This window comes from Leptospira yasudae (assembly GCF_003545925.1).
GTDB lineage: Bacteria > Spirochaetota > Leptospiria > Leptospirales > Leptospiraceae > Leptospira > Leptospira yasudae.
On the sequence record NZ_QHCU01000003.1, the window covers coordinates 300,239 to 324,863 of the forward strand.

Here is a 24,625-nt window from a genome sequence, read left to right on the forward strand (position 1 = left end):
TAGGGGTTAAGGATGGAAACATTAGTAAAATTTAAAATTCTTATTTTTGCGTTATCGCTAATCTTAGTTATTGCGTCCTGTAATTTAGAAGATGAAATTGTCGAAGACGCTGAAATGTGCGGGTTTGAATTGTATACGCTTCTTGCAAATTGTACCGATGAAGCGACTTTCTCTACCGGGAAAGCAGGCGCCTGCTTATTGATCGTGAATGACTATGAGAAGAATTGTAAATGATCTTTAAAGACATTTCCTTGGAGATTGAGACGAGGGGAATTATTCCGTGTGCAATGAGGTGCGAAGTGATCGATAAATCAATAGCTTGATTGTTGTGACTCGACTCATAGGAGAGGAATTGAGATCGCCAAGAGTCAAGGGTTGCGTAGCGGTACCGTCTACTGAAAAATAAGGAAAACACATTCGACCGCAAAGGGGAATGTTGCAAAAATCCTATTTCCCGCGCTCCAGCTTAAACGCCAGATGACATTTTACGGTCGGCCATTCGCTTGCAAGAATGCTGTAAACTGCGGTGTCGCGTAACGTTCCGTTTGGCATCACTCGATGGTTGCGCAGAATCCCGTCCAACGAGGCTCCGAGCCTCTCGATCGCGCGTCTTGAATTTTCGTTGAGACGATGCGTCCTGAATTCCACGGCGATACAATCCAAATCTTCGAATGCGTGTTCCAAAAGAAGAAGTTTGCATTCCGTGTTCACGGGCGTTTTTTGAAATTCTTTCGAATACCAAGTGGAACCGATTTCGAGCCGGTTGGAAACCTTCTCGATATTCATATAACGAGTACTGCCGATGATCTTTTGATCGCTTTTGCGGCGGACCACGAAAGGCAAAGAAGACTTTTCCTTTTCTTCAAGGAGCGCTTTGTCGATCCAGCGTTTCATCTCCTCGGGAGAAGGGACCATCGTAAACCAGAGCTTCCACAATTCTCCGTCTAACACCGCTTTGACTAACTCGTCGTGATGTTCCGCCCTTAGCGGATGCAGTTCCACGTGTTTTCCGAGCAAGGAAACCGGTTCGGGAGGATATGCGTATTTCATTGAATTCCGATTCTCTTTTTTCCGAAATAAAGGTTTCGCTCCATGAAAAATGGACGGATTCTCCGTTCGTTTTCGTTGCAAAGAACGTCGCCGCCTCGTTCGAACGAATCGATAAATTCTACAAAACCTCGGATCATTCTTCCGAATAGTATTTGCTCGAAGCGTCCTTTAAGAATTTCTTTTCCTTTCTGGAAAGCGAATCCATTCCCGACTTGGAGATTTTATCGAGGAGCTGATCCACTTCTTCTCGAACGTGAATCTTGCGGTTCATTTCCTCTTGCCACTTTCGCATTTTCCGTTTTTGAAGATAACGGCTTAAGGACAACGAAGCTGGAATTTTAGACTTTAGTTTATTATAATAAAGAAAATAAAGACCGCCTCCGATCGCTCCGCCTAAATGCGCCATGTGAGCGATGTTTCCGCCGGGGCCGGAAAACGCGATGATCAGCATCAAAATGATCACCATGTATTTCGCCTTCAAAGGAAAAAATCCCATGAACAGCAATTCCTGGTTCGGCCAGATGAGCGCGAACGCGATCAACAAACCGTAGATCCCTCCCGAGGCTCCGATAATCGTGCCTTGGTGAAATCCGAAGTTGTGAAGCATCCACGGAAAAAATCCTCCCATAAAACAGGAGAACAGATAAAACTTCAGAAAATTCTTTCCGCCCCAGTAGTTCTCAAGTATCGACCCGAACATCCAAAGCGAAAACATGTTGAACAGGATATGAAAGAAGTTCTGAACCGAATGTAAGAATGCGTACGTAACGAACTGCCAGACAAAGTAATTACGATTGATCAAATCCGGCGTCATTCCCAGATACAACGTGAGATAATCTCCGATCGTCCAGGAGAGCAAAAGCTGAACCGCAAAAAGTCCCCCGTTTAGAATCAATAAGGTGCGGACTACGGGAGTCAGTTCCGGACCGATCCGATTGTAGATGCCTGTCATAGGGGAACATGATTTCTCTTTAGAATCCGACGACAACCGTAAAACGGTTTTTCTTTTCCTCTTCTCTTTGACAGAATGTTTCAAACGGAAATAATCGGTTCAAGGTGATCGTTCAACTTTACGGTACTCGGGGTTCCATTTCCTCTCCGCTCCGCACCCCGGAATACATTCAGAAGGTGACTCAAATCCTGGAAATCGCTCGGGACGCGGGACCGAACGCGCTTGCCGACATTCATAAATTTATTTCCAAACTTCCTCCGTATCTTACGCACATAGTCGGCGGAAATACGACCTGTGTTTCGGTACTTTCCTCTTCGGGAAAAAGAATCATCCTGGATTGCGGCACGGGCGGACGCGTGATCGCGGACGAACTCATGCAGGGAGATTTTTCGAAAGGTGAGGGAAAGATCGCATTCTTTTTTACGCACACGCACTGGGATCATATCCAAGGGATTCCCTTTTTCAAACCTCTCTACATTCCGGGAAACGAGTTCCATTTTTATTCCCCGTTTGCCGATCTTCAGGAACGTTTTGAAAAACAACAATCCCCCGAATTCTTTCCCATTCCATTTTCCGCCCTTGCGTCCACGAAACTCTTTACCTGCCTACGCCCTGACGAAACTTTGGATTTAGAGGGAGATTGTAAGGTCAGTATGTATCCTCTCAAACATCCGGGCGGTTCGTTCGCCTACCGTTTGGAGGAAAAAGGAAAGGTCTTTGTTTTTGCCACGGATGCGGAATTTACGGGAGAAGACTTCGCTTCCGTTACGGAAATGAAGCCGTTTTTCGAAAATGCCGACCTCCTGGTCCTGGATTCCCAATATACTTTGGATGAATCCTTCCAAAAATTTGACTGGGGACATACTTCCTACACGATGGCCGTAAACTGCGCGGTCGCCTGGAACGTGAAAAAACTCGTTCTGACCCATCACGAACCCGCTTATGCGGACGACGTTTTGGACATCATTCTCCAGGAAGCCCAAGCGCACGCCGTCGCGCTCGGGAATCGCACGATCGAGATCGAACTCGCGGTAGAAGGGAACGTTTATAAATTAGTATGAAAAGTATCGGACTGCATAGAACCTCCAAAGCATTGCTCATCATCGCCCTCTTAGGAGGTCTCTTTTTCGGTTATATCCTTTCGGAAGTGGACGAAGGAGGAGAACTCGCGATGCTCGCCTCCTACCAGCCTACGACTCCGACCCGACTCTACGACATCAACGGAGTCGTCTTCGCGGAACTCTATAAACACAAACAGCAGCTTCTCAAATATCAGGACATTCCACCGCACGTGGTTCAGGCGTTTCTTTCCGTGGAAGACAACAACTTCTTCAATCACTTCGGGATCGACTTTATGGCGATCGTGCGAGCCGGAGTCGTAAACGTCATTTCGGGAAGAATCAAACAGGGCGGTTCGACTCTTACGCAGCAGCTCGCAAAAACCGTTCTTCAAAACAGAAAACGTTCCTTTGCGAGAAAATTCATCGAGGCGCTCTTTACGCTTCAGATCGAACAAGAATATTCAAAAGAAGAAATATTAGAAATTTATTTTAATCTTATCTACCTCGGTCACGGAACGACTGGTCTCGCTTCCGCGGCCGACGTCTATTTTCAAAAGGACGTAAGCGATCTCGACATCGCCGAAGCGGCGATGCTCGCCAGATTGCCGAAAGCGCCCGTGAAGTATTCTCCGTTTAAAAATCCCGCGATTTCCAAAGGCGCGCACTTGAGCGTTCTTCGATTGATGGCGGAACAAGGTTATATACCCGCGGACAAGGTTCAATCGATCCACGACGATTTCTGGAACAAGTATTGGCCCGTCGTCATCACACAATCTCCTTCTCAATCCACTTGGGGAAATCGTCTGAACAAGGCTCCGCACTTCACCGAATACGTTCGTCAAAAACTCGAAAAGGAACTCGGAGAAGATAAGGTTTATACCGGCGGCTTGAAGGTTTATACGACTCTCGACGCGCGCAAACAGGAAATCGCTCAGGAAGAATTGTCCAGAGCGATCAAAAAACACGACGACCTCGTTTCGGGCGTGACCGTGAATTATTCCGGCGGTGCGGACCGCGGTCTCGTCGGTCTTTATTATCTCATGGGTTCGGTCTTCCCGATCGGAATGCCGTTTATCAGTAAGCTGGATGAGAAAGCGAACTACCGGGTCGCCCTCGAAAGAGAACTCATCGACGCAGTCGATATTCTTACCATATTGACCCCGGGCGAAAACGAATCCGCGGCGATCGGCGAGTTTCAAAAACAAAGCGCGGTCTTCGGCAAAAACTTACACGTGGAAGGAGCCGCGATCACGATCGAACCTTCCACCGGTTATATTCAAACGATGGTCGGAGGATATGAATTCACTCCGAAGAATCAGTTCAACCGAGCCACGATGGCGAGACGTCAGACCGGCTCCGCGTTCAAACCGTTCGTCTACGGCGCCGCGATTCAAGAGCGAGTCGTGGGAAGCGGAACGGGAATCATGGACGCTCCTCTCACCACCTTAACGGAAGAAGGAGAAGGTTGGTCTCCTCAGGATTTCGACGGAGACTTCTTGGGAATGGTTCCGTTGTCGAGAGCGCTTTCCTTGTCGTTGAACATCGTTTCGGTGCAGGTGTTCCTACGAACCGGACCGGACGCGGTCATCGATTTTTCTTCCCGACTTCTCGGAGTAAATCCGAGTCGTTTTCCTTCCAGCCCCGCGCTTGCGCTCGGGATCGCGGAACTCACGCCGCTTGAGATGGCTCTCGGTTATGCGACCATAGCCAACAACGGAAGAAGGGTGATTCCGTTTTCCGTCCGTTATGTGATCGATCAAAGCGGAAACGTGATCTACAATGAGGAAGTCAAGGTTCAGGAAGAATTGCAAAGACAAGCCAAAGACGGAAGCATTCAAGTGATCTCCGAAGGAACCGCTTACATTCTCAAAAAGATGCTCACGAACGTGGCGATGGCCGGAACTGCGGCCATGGGTTTGCGCGATCCGGACAAAGGAAATTACCGAGGAATCGCGGCCGGAAAAACGGGATCGACTTCTTCCTTTACGAACGCTTGGTACTGCGGCTTTGATCCGAACTACACGACCGTGATTTGGTTGGGATTCGATAAAAGTTCGATTTCTTTGGGAAGAGGTCAGGCGGCTTCGGTTCTTGCGGTTCCGATTTGGGGAAGAATGTACAATCGTTTTTACGGCGGTCAAAATTATCCGACGTTCGGCGAAGACATCATGCCCGAGGAAGTGCAGGGAGGAGGAACCTGCGCTTACAACGGACTTTCTCCAAAACCGGGAGTATGTCCCGTAACTCAGAACCTGACTCTCAAGCCGATCACGGTCGCGGGAGTTACGAAGGCGGTTATGGGAAATCGTCAGTGTGACGGAGAACGGGATCACCACAAGTCCATGGATTTTAGAGAATTCTTACAGAAAGAATATCAGATTAGTGATGAAGAATTAGGCAAAACAGATCGGAAGTTTAAACCAAGAACGGAATAATCGCGTTTTGGAGAATTTCGTTTACAGAATTTTTTCGTTTATAAGGATTGAAACCGAGGCTTGCGCTACCGCGCATCTGAAACCCCTCAAAAGGAATCATTAATGTCTGTAGAAATCAAGGTCCCAGAAATGGGAGAGTCGATCACGGAAGCAACTATCGCGAACTGGGTTAAAAAAGAAGGAGAACAAGTAAAACAGGACGAGATCCTACTGGAACTGGAAACCGACAAGGCGACCATGGAAGTTCCTGCCCCGTCCTCCGGTGTCCTTCAAAAAATTCACAAGAAGGCCGGAGACACTGTGAAGGTGAAGGAGATCATCGGTCTCATCGACGCCGCCGCAACCGCCTCCGCTCCCGCACCTTCCTCTTCTTCACCTGCAACTACGACGCAAACAGCACAAACCTCAGGAAACGGAAACATCAACGAAACCCTTCCTCCTGCGGTTCGCAAACTGATCGACGACAACGGCTTAAGCGCTTCCTCGATTTCCGGTTCCGGAAAGAACGGACAAATCACGAAAGAAGACGTATTAAAAGCGATCGAAGCAAAGACTTCCGCGCCTGCACAAGCTCCCGTCGCGGCAAAAGCGGCTCCTTCTCCCGAAATTCCGAAAGCGGTTCCTGCGGCGAGAAGAACGGATCTTCCGAGAGAAAACGCGGTTCCGATGTCCCGTCTTCGTAAGGTAATCGCGGAAAGACTCGTGTCGGCACAACACAACGCAGCCATCTTAACCACATTCAACGAAGTGGATATGAGTTACGTAATGGAACTCAGAAACCGTTATAAGGATAAGTTCAAAGAGACGCATAACGTAGGTTTGGGCTTTATGAGCTTTTTTACGAAGGCGGCGATCCACGCGCTCAAAACGATCCCCGCGATCAACGCGGAAATCCGCGGAAGCGACATCGTGTATAAAAACTTCTACGATATCGGGGTTGCGGTCGGAGGACCGAAGGGGCTCGTGGTTCCGATCGTAAGAGACGCGGATCTTTTGACCTTTGCCGGAATCGAACAAGAGATCGGAAGACTCGCCAACAGAGTGAAAGACGGAAAGATCGAACTCGCCGAAATGGAAGGCGGGACGTTCACGATCTCCAACGGAGGAATCTACGGTTCGATGATGTCGACTCCGATCCTCAATCCTCCTCAGAGCGGAATTTTAGGACTTCATAATATAGTAAAACGTGCGGTGGTGGTGAACGATCAGATCGTGATCCGTCCGATGATGTATCTCGCACTTTCCTACGACCACAGAATCGTGGACGGAAAGGAAGCGGTTACGTTCCTCGTGAAGGTGAAGGAAGCGATCGAAGATCCGGCCCGACTTTTACTCGAACTTTAATGAAAGAGGAATCATGTCAGCAGAATTTGACGTAGTCGTGATCGGCGCGGGACCGGGGGGCTACGTTTGTGCCATCCGGGCCGCTCAACTCGGTTTCAAAACCGCAATCATCGAAAAAAGAAAAACCCTCGGAGGCACCTGCCTCAACGTGGGTTGTATTCCTTCCAAGGCTCTTCTGGATTCTTCCGAAGAATATCACAAAGCCCTGCACAAACTCGACGTTCACGGAATCACCGTAGGAAAAGTCGAAGTCGATCTCGGCAAACTCATGAACCGCAAGGATCAGATCGTAAAGGAAGTGACCGACGGCGTCGACTTTCTGATGAACAAAAATAAGATCAAACGATACGAAGGTTTCGGAAAGGTCTTATCCGCGGGAAAAGTGGAAGTCGCATTAAACGACGGAAACAAAGAAACGATCAACGCAAAACATATCGTAGTCGCAACCGGATCGGTTCCGATCGACATTCCCGGTTTGACCGTGGACGGTAAAAACATCATCACATCCGATCACGCGATCGATATCCGCAAACTTCCTAAAAAGATGATCATCATCGGAGCCGGTGTGATCGGCCTCGAACTCGGATCGGTTTGGTCCAGACTCGGAACCGCGGTCACGGTCGTAGAATTTTTACCCGGACTGATTTCCAACGTGGATCGTCAGATGGGTTCTCTTCTCGAACGTTCTTTAACCGCGCAAGGAATGGAATTCCTCTTTGAGCATAAGGTCAAAGGCGCGACCACAGGCAAGGGCGGAGTTAAAGTCCAAATCGAAGATTCCAAAGGCGAAGCGAAAGAACTCGAAGCCGACGTGGTTCTCGTCGCGGTCGGACGCAGACCGTTTTTGGAAGGCGTAGGACTGGAAGAGACAGGAGTCGCGTTGACACCGCGCAAACGAATTCAAGTAGACGGACATTTCAAAACATCGGTTCCCGGAATCTACGCGATCGGGGACGCGGTGGACGGACCGATGCTCGCTCACAAAGCGGAAGAAGAAGGCGTGGCGCTTGCCGAACTTCTCGCGGGACAATCGGGACACGTCAATTATGACGCGGTTCCCTACGTCATATACACTTGGCCGGAAATGGCTTGGGTGGGCAAAGGCGAGGAAGAATTAAAAGCGGCAGGAATCGAATACAAAACCGGAAAATCACTCTTTCGACCCAACGCACGTGCAAAAGCGATGAACGAAGCCGAAGGACAGGTTAAAATCTTAGCGGATAAAAAGACGGATAAAATTCTCGGCGCCTTTGTGTTCGGGCCGAGAGCTTCGGACATGGTGGCCGAGCTTGCGGTTGCGATGGAATTCGGCGCGTCTGCGGAAGACGTAGCGAGAAGTTTCCACGCGCATCCGACCTTGGCGGAAGTAATCAAAGAAGCGGCGATGGCGGTGGATAAGTGGGCGATTCACGCGTGAATCGCATTAGGTAGGTTTCAACAATGAAGATCGAAAAACTCATGGCGCTTTACGGAGAGAACGGTGCTCTCCTCGAAGAACTTTATAATCAGTATAAACTCAACCCGGATACGGTGGACAAAGAATGGAAGTCCTTCTTTCAAGAAGTGGATTCCAACGGTCTCGCCAACGGAAACGGCGGATATACGAACGGAAACGGAAAGTCCGCGGTCGCGACTTCCTTTACGGACGCGCAAGCGGGCTCCATCCGCGAGATGGGGATTATCAACCTTCTCAACGCGTATAGAAGACAAGGTCACCTTGCGGCAAAACTCGATCCACTCGGAATTCAAAAACCGAACCGCACGTTCATCGATTCCAAACTGCACAGCATTTCTCCCGCGGATCTCGAAACCGTGGTCGACAGCGACACGCTCGGAAGAGTGAAACTCAAAGAGATCGTCGATCTTTACGAGAAGGTTTACTGCAACACGATCGGAGCGGAACACTTCTATCTCGTAAACGACGAAGAACGCGAATGGCTTCAGAAACAAATGGAGTCTCCCGCATTCTTAGCCCCTCTGCCGAAAAGCATCAAACTCAGATTGTTCGAAAAATTATTCCAAGCGGATTACTTCGAAACCTTCCTCGCGAAAAAATACGTCGGTAAAAAAAGATTCTCTCTCGAAGGGGGAGAATCCTTCATTCCTCTTCTCGATACGATCGTGGAAGAAGCGGGTCATCACCTCATGGACGGACTCGTAATCGGAATGGCGCACAGAGGACGACTCAACGTTCTCGTGAACATCATCGAAAAACCCGCGTCCCTCATCTTCGCCGAGTTCGAAGAAAAGACGGATAAGGATAACCTCAGTTATGCGGACGTAAAGTATCACTTGGGATATTCCAACAGTAGAATGACGACTGCGGGAAAAGAAGTGAAACTTTCTCTCGCATTCAACCCGAGCCACTTGGAATGCGTGGATCCGGTCGTAACGGGTTCCGTGCGTGCTCGTCAAACTCTCATCGGAGATTTGGATCGCGAGAAATACATGCCGATTCTGATTCACGGGGATGCGGCGTTTGCGGGGCAGGGTGTGGTTGCGGAAACTCTCAACCTCATGAACCTCGAAGGTTATACGACGGGTGGAACGTTTCACATCGTGGTCAACAACCAGATCGGATTCACGACTCTTCCGGACGAATCCAGATCCACGTTGTATGCAACCGATCTCGCGAAAGGATTCCAAATTCCGATCATCCACGTAAACGGGGACGATCCCGAAGCGGTTTATAGAGTCGTAAAACTCGGGATGGAATACCGTCAGAAGTTCAAAAAAGATTTTATCATCGATCTCGTATGCTATAGAAGACTCGGCCACAACGAAACCGACGAACCTGCATTCACACAACCGAAGATGTATGCGACGATCAAAAGTCATCCTCCGACGGTCAATCTCTATGAGAAACGTCTCGTGGAAGAAGGCGACATCGCTCAGGAAGATTTGGACTTCATCAAAAACGGGTCCATGCACGGGCTGGAAGATTCTTTCCAAAGAGCCAAAGAACAGGACGTAAAGATCCGTGTCGATACCATGCAGGGAGTTTGGTCCAAGTTCTCCAAGGTTTCCTTGGATTCCGAACCCGCGACGAAACTTCTCGCGGAGCAGATGCACGGAATCGTTCAGGCTTTGACGAGCGTCCCTCCGGGATTTACTCCGAATTCAAAACTCGTAAAACTTCTCCAGAGCAGAAAGGAAATGGCGGAAGGAAAGATCCCCGTGGATTGGGGATTTGCGGAAGCCCTTTCTTTCGGATCGATTCTCGAAAGCGGATTTAGAATCCGACTTTCCGGACAGGATTCTCAGAGAGGAACGTTCTCCCATCGTCACGCGGTGTTGGTCGATACGAACACCAACGAGAAATACATTCCTCTCAACCACATTTCGCCTAAGCAGGCTAAGGCGGAGATCATCAATTCTTCCCTTTCCGAGTTCTCGGTGTTGGGCTTTGAATACGGATATTCTCTCGCCGACCCGAACGCTCTCGTGATGTGGGAAGCTCAGTTTGGAGACTTTGCGAACAGCGCGCAGGTGATCTTCGACCAATTCATTTCCAGTTCGGAAGTGAAGTGGCAAAGACTTTCCGGTTTGATCATGCTTCTTCCTCACGGATACGAAGGTCAAGGACCGGAACACTCTTCCGCAAGACTCGAAAGATTTTTACAGCTCTGCGCACTCAACAACATGCAGGTTTGTAACCTTACGACAGCGGCTCAGTATTTCCATCTCTTGAGAAGACAAATGCTCAGAAATTACCGCAAACCTCTCGTGATCGTAACTCCGAAAAGTTTGCTTCGTTTCCCGGCGTCTCTTTCTCCTGTGGAGGACATTCTGCAAGGCGCGTTCCGCGAAATCCTCGTGGACGACGCCGGTTCCAAGGCCGACAAGATCGAAAAGGTGATCTTCTCCGCGGGTAAAGTATATTATGATTTACTGAAATACCGCGAGGAGAACAAGATCCAGAATACGGCGCTCGTACGAGTGGAGCAGATCTATCCGTTCCCTGCGAAGGAAATCGAAGCGGCTCTTAAGAAATTCAAGAACGCTAAATCCTTCGTGTGGTGTCAGGAAGAACCGAAAAACCAAGGAGCTTGGTTTTTCGTTCGCGAAAGAATCGAGGATTTGATCCCTTCCAACGTTAGACTTGTCTATGCGGGAAGACATGAATCTCCGAGCCCTGCGGCCGGCCACATGAAACTGCACTTGCAGGAACAGGATCAACTCGTTCTGGACGCGTTCCAAGCCTAAGGGAGAATTTCGATCTCGTTTTTCGTTTTAGAATCTGAATCTATCGAAAGACGAAGACGGGATCGATTTTTCACCAGCGACTTAATACTTCCTTTTCCGTATACGGGTTCGCGTCTCCCCTCGGGTCGATGGCCGTATTCGCCTCCACTTCCACAGCGGTAGGGATCCCTTTTTCAGAAATACACAAATCGATATTGTTGTCGTTATCGTCGATGTCGGCGATGCGAAACGGATGAGTGAACCATGTTTTTTTTCCCGCTTTCATCCGAATTCGAAACCGTTTCAAATCTCGATCACCTAATTCTTGTCCGTCGGTGGCCCTGACGCCTCCGGCCCAAACGGTTCTTACTACGACCGCTGTTTCCGTGCGGGGACAGTCCTTTCCGCGTTCGGATTCGTTGTAAGGATAGGAACGTTCGAAATTGAAATATTCAGCATAACTAATATACGGCCCTTCGTTCAGAGAAGTTACCGCGACTTTTTGCCCGAAAAAATTTTGACCGTCGCGGCTTTTCAGTTCGCCTATAATTCGAATCTCTCTCGGTTCGTTTTCGGGGAAATTTCCGAATTCTCCGATCAATAAGACGGTTCGCAGTTCGAACGCTTCCAAAGCGGGTGCAAAGGTGGCGAATGACGGAGTGAGGATTTCACCCTTCGCCGTGATGATTTGAAAATCCAAAATATCCAAAGTTGCAGGATCGATCTCATGGGAGAAGACCAAAGGCATTCCGTCTTTACCGGGAGCGTTTCTCCAAAGGGCGATCGATCGGAACGGAAGCGCGTTGTCCAAACCGAAAAAAGCGGAAATCATTTTAGCGTTTCGATTTTTGCTTATTTCCGGGATTTCCTGAGAAACATCGTATTTGGGTACAGAAAGGCAGGCGAAATAAAGAAAGATCATCGTCAAAAGGAATATTTTTCTCATGGTAGCCTTGTGCTTTTCTCGTATAGCATTTGAAATCATCCCGTGTCGATTCGTGCTCCCAAATTTTTAGTCGTAAAAAATTTTTAACAATCGTTTTGGAATCATCGATGCGGTCAATTTACTTGCAAGAATCATAAAGCACAATCCGAGTTCGATCCGTTCGGATTATAACGTAAAGAGCGTTCGTAAAACGGCACGAGATTTCCCGGACAAAGAAAGGACGGAACGAACGAAAAGGAATCTTTCATTAAGGATCGAGTTCTTCGATTTTACGATTTTGTTTGTTCCGATCGAACACCCGGAACATTGATTTCATTGGACCTCACAGAGTGCGATCCATAGAGGGCATTTCGTTGAGCGGTTTGCCCATGATCATACGAATGCCTCCGTTATGATTGTTTCGGATTAGTCCTGGTTGCCTGAAAAATTTCCTCTACGATCGGCGATCGATCTCCCTTGCTTTTAGCTTTTTGGGCATATCTTGCGGCTTGTTGCGTATCTTTCAGTTTCCAAAAAATCTCCGCGAGATTGGCCGTATACATGGATTCTTGCGGGCAGAGTTCTTCCGCTTTTCGAAATGCCGGTATGGATTCTTCCAGTTTTCCGATTTCGTCTAACGCGCATCCGATGAGATTGTGGAGTCTCCCTCTTCCGGCGGGATCGCCTTTGGCCGCGGTCAGCAGATTTTTTTCCGCGCGTCCGATTCCTTCTTCCGGTGATCCGGTTTTTAACCAATGCAATCTTGCGTCCAAGAATAAGGCTTCCGCGTCCTCCGCATAATCGGAGAATACGGAGCGAAGTAATTCTTCCGTTTGAGCATATTCTTTTTTCTTTAAGTGTTCCCAACCCTTCGCCAGCCGATCGATCACTTTCTTGTGTCGAATCGAATGGACTTGCTCTTCGGAATAGGTTCCGCTTGGGGCGGAGAGAATGCTTTCTCCGATTTCATACACGAGTATGGAAATCCATTCCATCGCTTTTCGGTGTTGTTTGAGTTTCGCTGCGAGTTCGTCGTTTACGACCGTAAGGGCCCATCGTTTGGCGGTTTCGAGGGAGCGGAACGCCGCTTCCGTATAGTTTGGAATTTTAGATATTTCTAATATGGATTCCCACCGATCGGGAAAATGAATCAAAAACGCGGAAAGAAGGCTTGCACCGCCCGCGTATTCCGGTTGTCTCTGATCCTTGTCCAAAAGATTTCGAAAGATTTGAAGTCCCGTTTCGGCCGAGGCCCATACGCAGATTTCCGCGCCTTCCCTTTCGAAATGAAATCCGTTTTCCGGATAATAATTCAGAATCTGAACGCATTTCTCCCTCCAGATTTTTTCTCGGCCGGGATTTTTTGTTCCCAGACGGAAATACGCTTTTGCTAATGCGAAGTAAGCTTTGTCCAAAGTGGAAACGTGTCGATGACGGAGAACGGATGTTTCGTATTGATTCAAAAATTCGCTTAGTTTCTCATCCGGAAGCTCATCGATCGTTTTATCCAGATCATAAGGTATAAAATCGAATGCGGAAGCAGGATCGTCCGCGCTTTCCAAAGTTAGAAATTCGATTTTTTTCTCTCCTTCGTAGCTTCCCCATTGCGCTTCGATAAACGGAACCAAATCGGATTTCATTTCCGTCCAGGTGGAATTGGGAAAAATATGAAGTTCGTCGTGGCTGGAATCCCAAGTCCCGTAGAGTGAAAGCCGGGGAAGCCAAACGAGAATTTCGGGATCTTCTCCATATTCTTCCGAATCCTGGATGAGACCGACGGAATTCGTATAGTATTGTCCTCTTTCGTCCGCTTTAAACGGTCCGATCTTTACGGAATTATAATGAACTTCCCCGATGGAAGCAAGATCGAACCAGCCTTGTCCCGTTGAAATTCTTCTTCCGGTCGACAAATCTTCGATGAGGTCTTGAGGAAGGTTGAGAATCGTATGATTTTCATTCATAAGGTGCGAAGGGAATCATACTCGATTGTCGGGAGATTTTCTATTCGATTTATAAATGACTACAGTGGATTAAAAAAACTTTAGATTATAAACGTCCGGTCGTTGTTCCGACAATTTTTTTGTAAAACCGAACGGCCCCGCCCTGTTTTGGGTGGGGGGTGAGGTGGTGGGAAAGAATCGAACAAATCCCCTCTATCAGAAAAACATAATTTTCTCAAGAAGAAATTTCCCTCGCAGAGCTGTCGGAACTCCGACAACCCCGACGTTTTGCAGTGGATTAAAGGAGCCCGGTTTTTCTAGCGATCGCGTAAAAGTTTACGCCGTAACCGATGCCTAAAAAATTCTTAGGAGGGAAGAGGTCGTCCGTTTCGGGATTCCATACGTCTTTTACGAGTGCTTCCATGGAAAAATCTTTTCCAACAGGAATACCAAAAACTCTATCGGGAAGTTGCGGAAATTCAGCCATTCTTATTTGCCTCTTTTTGTAGACTCAACGAGATCGTAAAACTTTTGAAATAAATAACGGGAATCGTTCGGACCCGGCGCGCTTTCAGGGTGATACTGAACGGTCAACAATGGATAACCGGATTTTAAAATCCCTTCTACGGTGTCGTCGTTCAGATTCAAAAAGGAAACGGGTTCGTCCGACTTTTGATCGTCGATCACCGCAAAACCGTGGTTTTGCGAAGTAATCTCCACCTGTCCGGTGGACAAATTCTTAACCGGTTGGTTTCCGCCGCGATGACCAAACTTCATCTTCTCGGTTTTTTTACCGAGTGAAAGTCCGATGATCTGATGACCGAGACAGATTCCGAAAAGAGGATATCCTTTTTCCATAATCTTACGGGTTGCGTCGATCGCGTAATCGAGAGGCGCCGGATCTCCGGGGCCGTTGGAAAGAAAGAATGCGTCCGTTCCTTCCTTCATGATTTCTTCCGCAGGAGTCTGCGCGGGATAAACCGTTACCGCAAATCCGCTTGCGTCCAACAAACGAAGAATGTTCGTCTTCACGCCGTAATCATACACGGCGAGTTTGAATTTTTTTCCGGTATGAGTTCCGAAGATGTATTTCGAAGAAGTCGTTACGACTTTTGCAAGATCCGCGTTGATGATTCCCGGAAAGGACTTCACCTTCTCCAGAAACTGAGGAGAATATTCCGGAGCCACAAAGATTCCGCCGTTCGGAGAACCGTTGGTTCGGATGTAACGCGTCAGCTTGCGGGTATCTATCCCCTGGATGGCCGGGATTTTATATTCTTTTAAAAATTGGGAAAGCGTCTTTTCGGAACGAAAGTTCGAAGGACGGTCCACATATTCTTTTACGATCAATCCGCTCGCTTGGATTTTTGCGGATTCCATGTTGTTCGGATGGATTCCGTAGTTCCCGATCATCGGGTAGGTCAACGTTATGATTTGATTGCAGTAGGAAGGGTCGGTGAGAATTTCTTGATAACCCGCCATGGAAGTATTGAAGACAACCTCGCCGACGGAGTCCGTTTCGTAGCCGAAAGATTCTCCTTCTATGATCGTGCCGTTGTCGAGAACCAGAAACGCTTTCATCTCCTACAGCGTCGATAGGGGGGAGGGCACAGTCAAGGTTTTTCCCCCGCAAATGCAAATCGGTTGAAAAATATGTCCGATTTTCGCGAATGGAAAGGGGAAAACCCAAATTCGTTCCTGGATAGAATAAGATATGCATAGGCTTACGTTGCCGGACAAATCCGTTAAGGAAGTCGCACAAGGTTCCACTTACCGCGACTTCATCGAAAAAGAATTACCCTTCTTAAAAAACAAGGCTCTCGCCGTACGTCTGAACGGCACGGATATCCAGGACTTATCCCGAACGGTGGAAGCCGATGCAAACATAGAAGTGTTGACTTATTCCGAAAAAGCGGGATGGGAAACGTTCCAGCATTCCGCGGCGCACTTGCTCGGAATGGCGGTTCAGAATTTATACAAGAACGCGAATCTCACCGTGGGTCCGGTCATTGAAAACGGTCCCGGATTTTTTTATTACGACATCGATTTTCAAGGTGCGATCGTAACTCCCGAAGATTTTCCGAAGATCGAAGCCGAAATGGAGAAGATCGTAAAGGCGGATCATCACGTTTGGAGAAAGGTCGTTCCTAAAAAAGAAGCGATCGAGACGTTCCAAAAACTCGGAGAGAAATATAAGATCGAAATCATCGGAGGAATTCCGAGCGAAGAAGTTTCCATCTATGGAATGGGAGAATGGTTCGATCTTTGCCGAGGACCACACGTTCCGAATTCGGGAGTATTAAAATCTTTTAAACTAACCGCGATCTCGGGCGCGTATTGGAAAGCGGACAAAGACAACGCGATGCTTACGCGCATTTACGGAGTCGCTTTCCCGACCAAAAAAGAATTGGATGCGTATCTCTTTCAAATCGAAGAAGCGAAAAAAAGAGATCATAGAAAGATCGGAAAAGAAATGGATCTATTCTCCTTTCAAAAAGAAGGACCCGGATTTCCGTTCTGGCATCCGAAAGGAACGATCCTCTGGAATTCGCTCGCGGATTATCTTCGATCCGAGTGCAACAAGCGCGGATATCAGGAGATCAAAACTCCCGCGGTTCTTTCTTCAGAGCTTTGGAAGAAGTCGGGTCACTGGGATAACTTTCACGAGAACATGTATTTCACGGACATCGACGAAGAGGATTACGCTCTCAAGCCGATGAACTGTCCTGGATGTTCTTTGATTTATAAACATCACCTGCATTCGTATCGCGAGTTGCCTCTTCGGTTCGCGGAATTCGGAAGCGTGCATCGTCACGAATTGCACGGTGTTCTTCACGGACTTTTCCGAGTAAGAGCGTTCACGCAGGACGATTCTCATATCTACGCTCCGTTGGATCATCTCGAGTCCGAGGTGATGGACATCATCGACTTTACGTTTACCGTATATAAGAAATTCGGATTTTCCGAATTCAAAACTTTCATCGCGACTCGTCCGGAAAAATCCCAAGGGAAGGACGAAGACTGGGAATTTGCCACGAACACCTTGAAACAATCCCTCGAAAAAAAGGGAATTCCGTACGGAATCAAAGAAGGAGAAGGCGCGTTCTACGGACCGAAGATCGAATTCAACATCAAGGATTCCATCGGAAGACTTTGGCAGTGCGGAACGATCCAAGTGGATTTCTCCATGCCGGAAAGATTCGAGTTGGATTATACCGACAGCGACGGTCAGAAAAAAAGACCGGTCATGATTCACAGAGCGATCTACGGGTCCTTGGAGCGGTTCATCGGAATTCTCATCGAACACTATGAGGGAAAATTTCCTCTTTGGATTTCTCCCAACCAGGTGAGAATTCTCACCGTGACCGAAAAAGTCACCGACTACGCGAAGGACGTTTATCGCGAGTTAGTCGGAGCCGGTTTCCGGGTGGAGATGGACACGAGAAACGAAAAGATCGGCGCCAAGATCCGTGATTCTATCCTGAAAAAGGCGAATTATCTTTTGGTTCTCGGTGAAAAGGAAATGGAGTCCGGAACTCTCGCGGTAAGAAAGCTCGGTCAAGAAGACACGAAGACCTTGACCCGCGCCGGTTTTATTTCTAATCTCCAGGACGAAATCAAAGTAGGCTGATTTTTTTCGAGAATGTAGGAAGATATTGTCGTTCAACTGGGGAATTTCCCCAGTTGAACTTTGGATTTGTGGGAACTCCTGCGTTTTCTATAAGCATCGTTTCGAGTTACAAAAGGGGAAGGAGTTCCCACACGCGTCGTTTTTCGAAAAAAAACCAAGGTTCCGACAAGAACCCCCTTTTTCGATGGCGGACGTGAGATTTTTCTGATAAAGGAAAGTTCCCGGAGAATTCCCGCCACCCACCCCCCACCCGAAATCGGGGTGGGGCGCGCAAGTTTTACGACAAAATTGTCGGAACTTCCGTTGGATTCGGTTCAAAGGATCTTCTTTCTAAAATCCGCTTGAAATAAAGGCCGATTCCAGGGAAATAGAGTCAAAAATCGCTTGAAAACAGGCCTAAGAATAAAATCTTGGAAATCTAGCCGGAGAATGAATGCAGAGGAAACCGAGTCAAAAGTCAGCAACGGATAAACTTTTTAATCACAGGATCAATGAGAAGATCACGGGCGTTTCTAGAGTCCGTTTAGTATCGGACGACGGAGTGGCGATCGTTCCTTTTGAAGAAGCTCTCAGAAAAGCAAAAGAAGAAAACCTGGATCTCGTGGAAGTATCGGCGGATCAGGAACTTCACGTTTGTAAGATCATCGACTACGGTAAGTATAAATTCGAGTTACTCAAAAAGAGTAAAGAGGCTAAAAAGAAACAACACGTAATCAACGTTAAAGAAATTAAGATTCGTCCTCGAATCGAAAGCCATGATTACGAAATCAAAAAGAAACACGCGCAAGAGTTTCTTGGAAAGGGAGACAAAGTAAAAGTCAGTCTCCGGTTCCGCGGTAGAGAGATGATGCACTCCGACCTCGGGATGAAAGTCGTATATAGAATGATCGAAGACCTGAAAGAACACGGCACTGCGGAAAGGGACCCGGTTCAGGACGGAAAACAGATCGTAGTAATTATTAATCCGAAATAATTTCCGGAAATAGGATCGAAGGTAGAGTAAGATGCCAAAGTTGAAAACGAACAGAGCCGCTGCAAAGCGTTTCAAGTTCACGAAGAACAACAAAATCAAACGCAAGAGTATGAATACCCGTCACATCTTGACCAAAAAGGGACCGAAACGCAGAAGACGTCTTCGCGGTTTGACCTTGGTCAATAACTCTGACTGGAAATCCATCGTCAGATTAATGCCTTATGGAGTACGATAATGCCTAGAGCGGTCAACGGAACAATCCACAAAAATAGAAGAAGAAGAGTCTTAAAAGACGCAAAAGGATTCCGCGGAGCCCGTTCTAAACTTTACAGAACGGCAAAAAGTGCGGTAATGAAAGCGGGCCAGTGGGCATACCGCGATCGTAGAGCGAAGAAAAGAGATTTTCGTAAACTTTGGATCATCAGAATTAACGCCGCTGCAAGAGAAAATGGTTTGTCTTATTCCGTATTCATGAATTCTCTTAAGAAATTAGGGATCAACATGGATCGTAAGTCCCTTGCAGAGCTGGCTTTTAACGATCGGGAAGTTTTCAACGCCCTGGTCGAAAAGATCAAAGTAGCCGGATAATCAATCCAGCTTGACCAAAATCGGCGGCCCTGTAAGTTTACAGGGCTTTTTCTGTTTTCAGAGAATCGTTTTTTAAGGAGAATCAGGTTATGCTTACTATGGAGACCATTGAAGAATTAGAAAGCAAGGTCATTAAAGCCCTTGAACTGATCGGTGATCTTCGCGCTGAAAATGGTCGCTTAGAATCCGAAAACGAAACTCTGAGAGCCGAAAACGACCAGATGAAACTGGCGATGGAAGAAAAGGAAAAAGAACTTTCTTCTCTCCGCGCTCAACTGCAAAAAACGAACGCAGAACTTACCGAACTCAAAGAAAGAGAACAAAAACTCGAAGGAAAGATCAATCAACTCCTCGGAAGATTGGATTCTCTTCCGCAAGGCGGCGGAGCAACTGCATCTTCGGCCCCTTCTTCTTCTACCGCTTCGAGCGCGGCTCCGGCGGCAGCAGCGGCAACTACCGCCGCGGCGTCTAACGTCGTTAAAGAAACCGCTTCCGCAGAAGAGGAATTCGGCGAAGACGACGAAATCATTCTTCTCGACGAAGAAGACGACGATATTTCCCTCATTACAGAAGTTCCCGAAAAAGACGAAGACATCATCGAAATTTCCGAAGACGAAACCGCGGAAGAATTCAGTCCTCTGACCGAAAGCGATGACGACGATATCATCATCGAAGACGATGACGACGCGATCAGCGTATTCGACGCGGATGAAGACGACGACTTTCTGATCATCGAAGACGATCCTAAGTCCTGAGGTTGTTTGATTGGACCCACGCAGGGTAAAAGTCAGAATTCTCGGAGAGGAATATACGATCCTCAGCGAAACGGGAGAAGACTATATTTATTCCCTTGCGGAAGACGTGGATCGAAAGCTCAGAGAACTCGGAGCCGGAATGCCCGGCGCATCCCGGCAAAAATTAGCCATCTTAGCCGCGCTGAACTTCGCGGACGAATTGAATCAAGCGAAAGAAATCAAAAGTGAAACGACACCTTCCGCTTCTCCCGGAACCGGCGAGATCGAAGAAAAAACCCGCAAGTTGATCACGATGTTGGAAGAAGGAATCATTGGAGACCTGTGATTCTTCTTTCGTATGAATTTGATTCCTTTAGTAACGCTCCTTGAAACTTCAATCTAGAAACGCACTTCGAACCCTTCTTACTCTTTTGGAAGAAAGAGAAATCAAAGACCGAGCCATTCTCCGATTCTTAGCGGAAATTACGGCGGGCGCACACAGGATCATCGCCTACGCACCCGATAAATGGGAAGTAAAGGTGGACCCGAAAGCCTTGGGTTGGAACGATTCCGGCAAGGAAATTTATTTCCCAAAAATGACCGGAGAAAAGCTCGAATTCATTCTTCCCGAATCCTGGGAATCGGGTCCGTTCGGAATTTCCGAACCGAAAGGAACAAAGACCTTAAATTTTCACGACGCGGAATGGATTGTCGTTCCCGCTTTGGGCTACGACGAACTCGGTTTTCGTTTGGGACGGGGCGCGGGCTTTTATGACAGAACCTTGTACGACGTAAGTCCGAATAAATTGATCGGCCTTACCTACGAAGAACTCTTTCCGGCGAGCTTTGCAAAGGAAGATCACGACATAAGAGTAGGGACCGTCATTACGGAGAAAAAAATCTATCAAATCGTCTGAAAAAGCGGTAAAATACTGTCTATTCGATAAATAGAGTAAGAATTTTTAGGTTTCGCGAATGCTTTCTTTCGATTGTTCTTGAAAAACAAATCGCAATCTGTTTTATATATTGATCCTGGATTTTAACGGAGACCCTCGGGTATACAATCATGGCCTCATTCGATAATAGACAATATCTTGAATCCTTAGAAGCGGATAAGACGACGGACTCTCAAAAGGAATATCTTACCTTCAACGTCGAGGATGAGATCTTCGGAATCGATATCCTGAAAATCCACGAAATTCTGAAGCCGGTTCCGATCACGAGAATTCCGAACGGAGACGATTATATTCTCGGGGTGATTAATCTCCGAGGAGAGATCATTCCGATATTAGATCTAAAGCAGGTTTTCGGAATCGGATACAGCGAGATCATTCCGTCCACGAGAATCATCGTCGTCGTTCATGAAGAAAAACGCGCGGGAATTCTCGTCGATACGGTAAAGCAAGTGGTGAAAATTCAATTCGACAAAATCAGCAAGGCCACCGACGACCTTACTCTCAATTACAGTTCTTTGATAGAATCTGTCAGCCAGGCGGAGGAAACCTTGATTCTTAACTTAAACCTATCCGTCCTGATCAACTTCGAACAGGAGGTCGCGTAATGGCTGGAATTCTTGGAGAATACACCGAACTCTTTTTGGAAGAGTCCGAAGATCAGATCGAAGAACTGAACGCGAACCTTCTTCGTCTCGAAGCGGATCACAAAAACCTTTCGATCATCAACGATATCTTTCGCGCGGCGCACTCGCTCAAAAGTTCCGCGGCCTTTGTCGGCTTATACAATCTTTCCGATCTCGCTCATAAGATGGAGAATCTTCTTCAGTTGACGAGAGACGGAAAACTCGAAGTCAAACTTCCTCTCGTCAATCTTCTGTTTCAATGTTTCGATTTAATCAAATACGTGATCGCCAACGTAAGCCAAGGAAAAAAGATCGATACTCCGTTTACGGAGATGATTCAAAAGCTGGATGCGTATGAAAAAGATCCTTCTTCTTTTTCCGGCGTTGCAGGTTCCGCTCCCGCTCCGACTTCCGCGCCGGCCGCAAAACCCGCAGAAGCCGCCCCCGCATCTCAAGCGGCGGCTCCAACTTCTTCTCCTGCGCTGAGCGCTGCGCCTCGTCCTTCCGTATCGGGCGGTTTGGAGATTCGTCTGGAAGCGGACGAGGTTCGCGAACTCGAAGAAGAAATCCGCAAGTCCGGAAAATGTCTGAAGATCTCCGTAAGTCTTGGAAAAGATTCTCCGATGAAGGGTCTTCGTTTTTCCTTGATTCTTCAGAACTTAAAAAATTTAGGAGTCGTTTATAAATCCATTCCCGATCTCGAGGAATTGGAAAAGGGAGTCGACGTCACTTCCATCACGCTTTTGTTTCTTTCTTCCGAATCTTTGGAGCAGATCCGCACGGCGGCTAACGTCGATATGGTGGAAACCCTCGACATTCAGGAATACATTCCGGTAGTTCAGGAAGAAGTCGCGGCGACCGGATTCAAGATGGACGACGACATGGCCGCGTCCGAATCCAAGGTCACATTAAAAAGTATTAAAGTATCCTCCGATAAACTCGATCAGCTCATGAACAACGTGGGCGAGTTGATCATCACGAATTCAGGCTTTCAAAGAATCTACGACGATTTGATCCGCATCTTCGGCGAGGATCAGCTCTTCAACGATCTCAAATCCAGAATCGATCTCATCAACCGAATCTCGAAAGAACTTCAATCCGGAATCATGAACATCCGAATGGTTCAGATCTCCACGGTGTTCCGCAGATTCTCGCGTTTGGTGCGCGACCTTTCGCTCGAAACCGGCAAGAAAGTGAACTTGATTCTCAGCGGAGAATCCACCGAACTCGACAAAAAAGTCATCGATGCTCTCGGAGAGCCGCTTCTTCATTTGATCCGCAACTCCGTGGATCACGGAATCGAAACTCCGTCCGAACGTGTCGCCGCGGGAAAATCGGAAACCGGAACTGTGGAATTGAATTCTTACCAAGGCGGAAGCAATATCATGGTAGAGATCCGCGACGACGGTCGCGGTTTGGATGCGGAAAAAATTCTCCGCAAAGCGATCGAGAAGGGACTCGTTTCCGCGACCGAAGCTTCCAATCTCACCGAGCAGGAAATCTATCAGTTCATTTTCCAAGCGGGATTTTCCACCGCCGATACGATCACGGATATTTCCGGCCGCGGCGTGGGCATGAACGTCGTGAACAATCTCATCCAGGAATTCAAAGGAAAGATTTTGATCAACAGCACGAAAGGTCAGGGGACTTCCTTTGTTCTTTCCTTTCCGCAAGCTCTTGCGATCATCCCTTCCATCCTCGTTCTTATGGAAGAGGAAGTGTATGCGTTCCCTCTTTCCGAAGTCAACGAGACGATCAAGATTCACAACGATCAGATCACCACTCTCGAAGGAAACGAAATCATCAACCTCAGAGGAGAGGTTCTTCCGATCTACAGACTCAACCGTATCATCGGTCTTCAGGACAAAACCGATCGAGAAGAATTTCCGGTCGTCATCGTTCAATACAAGGGACGCAAGATCGGCTTTATGGTCGATGAACTCGTGGGCAAACACGAGACCGTCATCAAGTCTCTCGAAAAGAATTTCAAAAACATCCACGGTCTCACCGGAGCTTCCATCATGGGAGACGGAACCATCATTATGGTTTTGGACATTCCCGGAATCGTCGAGATCGCGTCGGAACTCGAAGACACGGACACAGTCGTTCGTTATCATCTCGAAACGATGCGGAGAATCAGTTCGATTCATTCCGCGGACCGCGAAGAAGAACTTTACGTTCAGAAAACGACGAATCCTACGAACGTCTACAATCACAAACTGCACGAGATCACGAACCGCGAACGTCTGAAAAAGAAAAAGACGGAACGCGCACGCGATACGAAACGCATCGTCGTGGACAAAGAGGAAATGATCCGCGAAGAAAAAGAACTCGCGGCGGCTCTCAGCGTGGAGATGAAAGCGCCTCAGGAAAGACAACTTCCTGCCGCTGGCGAACCCGTGATTCCGGAATCGCCGAAGGCTACTCCGCCTCCGACCGTGACTTCGTTTTCGGATTCTCCATCCGCTCCGCGTAAACCGTTCGTTTCCAAGTCGGAAGAGGAATACCGTTCGCATATCACCGATATCGCGTTGGATCAAAGCGCTAGCGAAGAGGAACAAAAACGGGCGAAGTCGATCATCGACAGCTTCCTGACGCAAAAGAAGGAACGTACGATGTCCGTCGGTCCTGCGAAGGACTTCAAAGGCGCCCTTTCCAAAGAGGAAATCAAAAAACTCGAAAGCGTAGTCAACACGGGAATGATGAACGCGGGTATGGTTCTTTCCCAGCTTTTGAAAAAGAATATCGATCTTTTTATTCCGGAAATCATCATGAACGACCGCGACGGTCTCGCGGAAGAAATTCGTTTTTCGGACGATCACTTTTACGGTCTTCGTATCCGCATGAACGGGGATTTGAACGGAAATCTTTTGATGATGTTCTCCAGAGAAAACGCGAGCAATCTCGCGAGAGAACTTCTCGGTTCGGATATGCCCCCCGGTTCCGGTTTGACCGACGATGCGAAGTCCGTTCTCAGCGAGATTTCCAATATCGTTTGTTCTTCGGTGATGAACTCGATTTCCAACAAGGCGAAAGCGAGCGTGATGCCTTCCGTTCCCGAGTTTTTAGAAGGAACGTTCATGCAGGTGTTGGACGTCGTAAAACCGGAGAGAACGAAGTTCTTAAGTATGCTGACCGAATTCAATCATGAAGGAAACGATCTTCTCGGCGTTCTTTTATTCCTTCCGGACTTTGACGAACTGATTCAGTTGATCCCGAGGTTCTAAA

The 24,625-nt window shown here is 47.8% G+C and carries 22 protein-coding genes; 16 read left to right on the forward strand and 6 right to left on the reverse strand.

From position 1 onward, the window contains the following. The first annotated feature begins 12 nt into the window (after positions 1–12). The gene (locus DLM76_RS10160) at positions 13–234 is read left to right on the forward strand and encodes a hypothetical protein (protein WP_118965131.1); all 222 of its coding nucleotides are present in this window, start codon (positions 13–15) and stop codon (positions 232–234) included. A gap of 213 nt (positions 235–447) precedes the next feature. Here the strand turns inward: DLM76_RS10160 and DLM76_RS10165 are convergent, their stop codons facing one another. Further along, on the reverse strand, positions 448–1,050 hold the full coding sequence (locus tag DLM76_RS10165; protein ID WP_118965132.1) for a GNAT family N-acetyltransferase: 603 nt from the start codon (positions 1,048–1,050) through the stop codon (positions 448–450). Here DLM76_RS10165 and DLM76_RS21550 point away from each other — a divergent pair. Continuing rightward, positions 1,050–1,199, forward strand: coding sequence for a hypothetical protein (locus DLM76_RS21550; RefSeq protein WP_158586382.1), 150 nt, complete (start codon positions 1,050–1,052; stop codon positions 1,197–1,199). The genes DLM76_RS10165 and DLM76_RS21550 overlap by 1 nt on opposite strands. Here DLM76_RS21550 and DLM76_RS10170 read toward each other — a convergent pair. Next, positions 1,184–2,002, reverse strand: a complete 819-nt coding sequence (locus DLM76_RS10170) for a rhomboid family intramembrane serine protease (RefSeq protein ID WP_118965133.1) — start codon at positions 2,000–2,002, stop codon at positions 1,184–1,186. The two genes, DLM76_RS21550 and DLM76_RS10170, sit on opposite strands and share 16 nt — an antisense overlap. 104 nt (positions 2,003–2,106) lie before the next feature. Between DLM76_RS10170 and DLM76_RS10175 the strand changes: the two genes are divergently transcribed. From DLM76_RS10175 to DLM76_RS10195, 5 genes are all read left to right on the forward strand, one after another. Next, complete coding sequence (locus tag DLM76_RS10175; RefSeq protein WP_118965134.1) at positions 2,107–3,063, forward strand: MBL fold metallo-hydrolase; 957 nt, start codon at positions 2,107–2,109, stop codon at positions 3,061–3,063. Then, positions 3,060–5,498, forward strand: coding sequence for a penicillin-binding protein 1A (locus DLM76_RS10180; RefSeq protein WP_118955446.1), 2,439 nt, complete (start codon positions 3,060–3,062; stop codon positions 5,496–5,498). The genes DLM76_RS10175 and DLM76_RS10180 overlap by 4 nt, the downstream gene beginning before the upstream one ends. Before the next feature lie 102 nt (positions 5,499–5,600). Continuing rightward, positions 5,601–6,842: a 2-oxoglutarate dehydrogenase complex dihydrolipoyllysine-residue succinyltransferase gene (gene odhB / locus DLM76_RS10185; RefSeq protein ID WP_118965135.1), complete on the forward strand. Its 1,242-nt coding sequence runs from the start codon at positions 5,601–5,603 to the stop codon at positions 6,840–6,842. Positions 6,843–6,855: 13 nt separating this feature from the next. Next, positions 6,856–8,259 carry a dihydrolipoyl dehydrogenase gene (lpdA, locus tag DLM76_RS10190; protein ID WP_118965136.1) on the forward strand — a complete coding sequence of 468 codons (1,404 nt, stop codon included), beginning with the start codon at positions 6,856–6,858 and terminating at the stop codon, positions 8,257–8,259. 23 nt (positions 8,260–8,282) lie between these two features. Then, positions 8,283–11,048 carry a 2-oxoglutarate dehydrogenase E1 component gene (locus tag DLM76_RS10195; protein ID WP_118965137.1) on the forward strand — a complete coding sequence of 922 codons (2,766 nt, stop codon included), beginning with the start codon at positions 8,283–8,285 and terminating at the stop codon, positions 11,046–11,048. Positions 11,049–11,118: 70 nt separating this feature from the next. Here DLM76_RS10195 and DLM76_RS10200 read toward each other — a convergent pair whose 3' ends face one another. The 4 genes from DLM76_RS10200 to carA all read right to left on the reverse strand — a co-directional run bounded on the left by DLM76_RS10200 (position 11,119) and on the right by carA (position 15,473). Continuing rightward, on the reverse strand, positions 11,119–11,973 hold the full coding sequence (locus DLM76_RS10200) for a hypothetical protein (RefSeq protein ID WP_167450752.1): 855 nt from the start codon (positions 11,971–11,973) through the stop codon (positions 11,119–11,121). Between the two features lie 389 nt (positions 11,974–12,362). Next, positions 12,363–13,913 (reverse strand): tetratricopeptide repeat protein, encoded by a 1,551-nt coding sequence (locus DLM76_RS10205; RefSeq protein ID WP_118965138.1) that lies wholly within the window; start codon positions 13,911–13,913, stop codon positions 12,363–12,365. Between the two features lie 277 nt (positions 13,914–14,190). Further along, positions 14,191–14,379, reverse strand: coding sequence for a hypothetical protein (locus tag DLM76_RS10210; RefSeq protein ID WP_118955441.1), 189 nt, complete (start codon positions 14,377–14,379; stop codon positions 14,191–14,193). 2 nt (positions 14,380–14,381) lie between these two features. Beyond that, on the reverse strand, positions 14,382–15,473 hold the full coding sequence (gene carA / locus DLM76_RS10215) for a glutamine-hydrolyzing carbamoyl-phosphate synthase small subunit (protein WP_118965139.1): 1,092 nt from the start codon (positions 15,471–15,473) through the stop codon (positions 14,382–14,384). 133 nt (positions 15,474–15,606) lie between these two features. On the opposite strand from carA, the gene thrS reads away from it, so the two are divergent. The 9 genes from thrS to DLM76_RS10265 all read left to right on the forward strand — a co-directional run bounded on the left by thrS (position 15,607) and on the right by DLM76_RS10265 (position 24,624). Continuing rightward, a complete protein-coding gene (gene thrS / locus DLM76_RS10220; RefSeq protein WP_118955439.1) occupies positions 15,607–17,523 on the forward strand; it encodes a threonine--tRNA ligase in 1,917 nt (638 codons plus the stop codon). 433 nt (positions 17,524–17,956) lie between these two features. Further along, positions 17,957–18,496, forward strand: coding sequence for a translation initiation factor IF-3 (gene infC / locus DLM76_RS10230; protein WP_118955437.1), 540 nt, complete (start codon positions 17,957–17,959; stop codon positions 18,494–18,496). A 31-nt stretch (positions 18,497–18,527) separates the two neighbouring features. Next, complete coding sequence (rpmI, locus tag DLM76_RS10235) at positions 18,528–18,731, forward strand: 50S ribosomal protein L35 (RefSeq protein ID WP_002765180.1); 204 nt, start codon at positions 18,528–18,530, stop codon at positions 18,729–18,731. Then, the gene (rplT, locus tag DLM76_RS10240; protein ID WP_002726297.1) at positions 18,731–19,084 is read left to right on the forward strand and encodes a 50S ribosomal protein L20; all 354 of its coding nucleotides are present in this window, start codon (positions 18,731–18,733) and stop codon (positions 19,082–19,084) included. The genes rpmI and rplT overlap by 1 nt, the downstream gene beginning before the upstream one ends. Positions 19,085–19,173: 89 nt before the next feature. Continuing rightward, positions 19,174–19,839, forward strand: coding sequence for a coiled-coil domain-containing protein (locus DLM76_RS10245; RefSeq protein WP_118965140.1), 666 nt, complete (start codon positions 19,174–19,176; stop codon positions 19,837–19,839). Between the two features lie 10 nt (positions 19,840–19,849). Beyond that, positions 19,850–20,164: a cell division protein ZapA gene (locus tag DLM76_RS10250; protein WP_118955435.1), complete on the forward strand. Its 315-nt coding sequence runs from the start codon at positions 19,850–19,852 to the stop codon at positions 20,162–20,164. Between the two features lie 40 nt (positions 20,165–20,204). Beyond that, entirely contained in the window at positions 20,205–20,735 is a 531-nt protein-coding gene (locus tag DLM76_RS10255; RefSeq protein ID WP_118965141.1) for a 5-formyltetrahydrofolate cyclo-ligase, read from the forward strand. 149 nt (positions 20,736–20,884) lie between these two features. Beyond that, complete coding sequence (locus DLM76_RS10260; protein ID WP_118955433.1) at positions 20,885–21,379, forward strand: chemotaxis protein CheW; 495 nt, start codon at positions 20,885–20,887, stop codon at positions 21,377–21,379. Continuing rightward, complete coding sequence (locus tag DLM76_RS10265) at positions 21,379–24,624, forward strand: chemotaxis protein CheW (RefSeq protein ID WP_118965142.1); 3,246 nt, start codon at positions 21,379–21,381, stop codon at positions 24,622–24,624. Before DLM76_RS10260 ends, DLM76_RS10265 begins: the two co-directional genes overlap by 1 nt. Position 24,625: the final 1 nt, after the last annotated feature.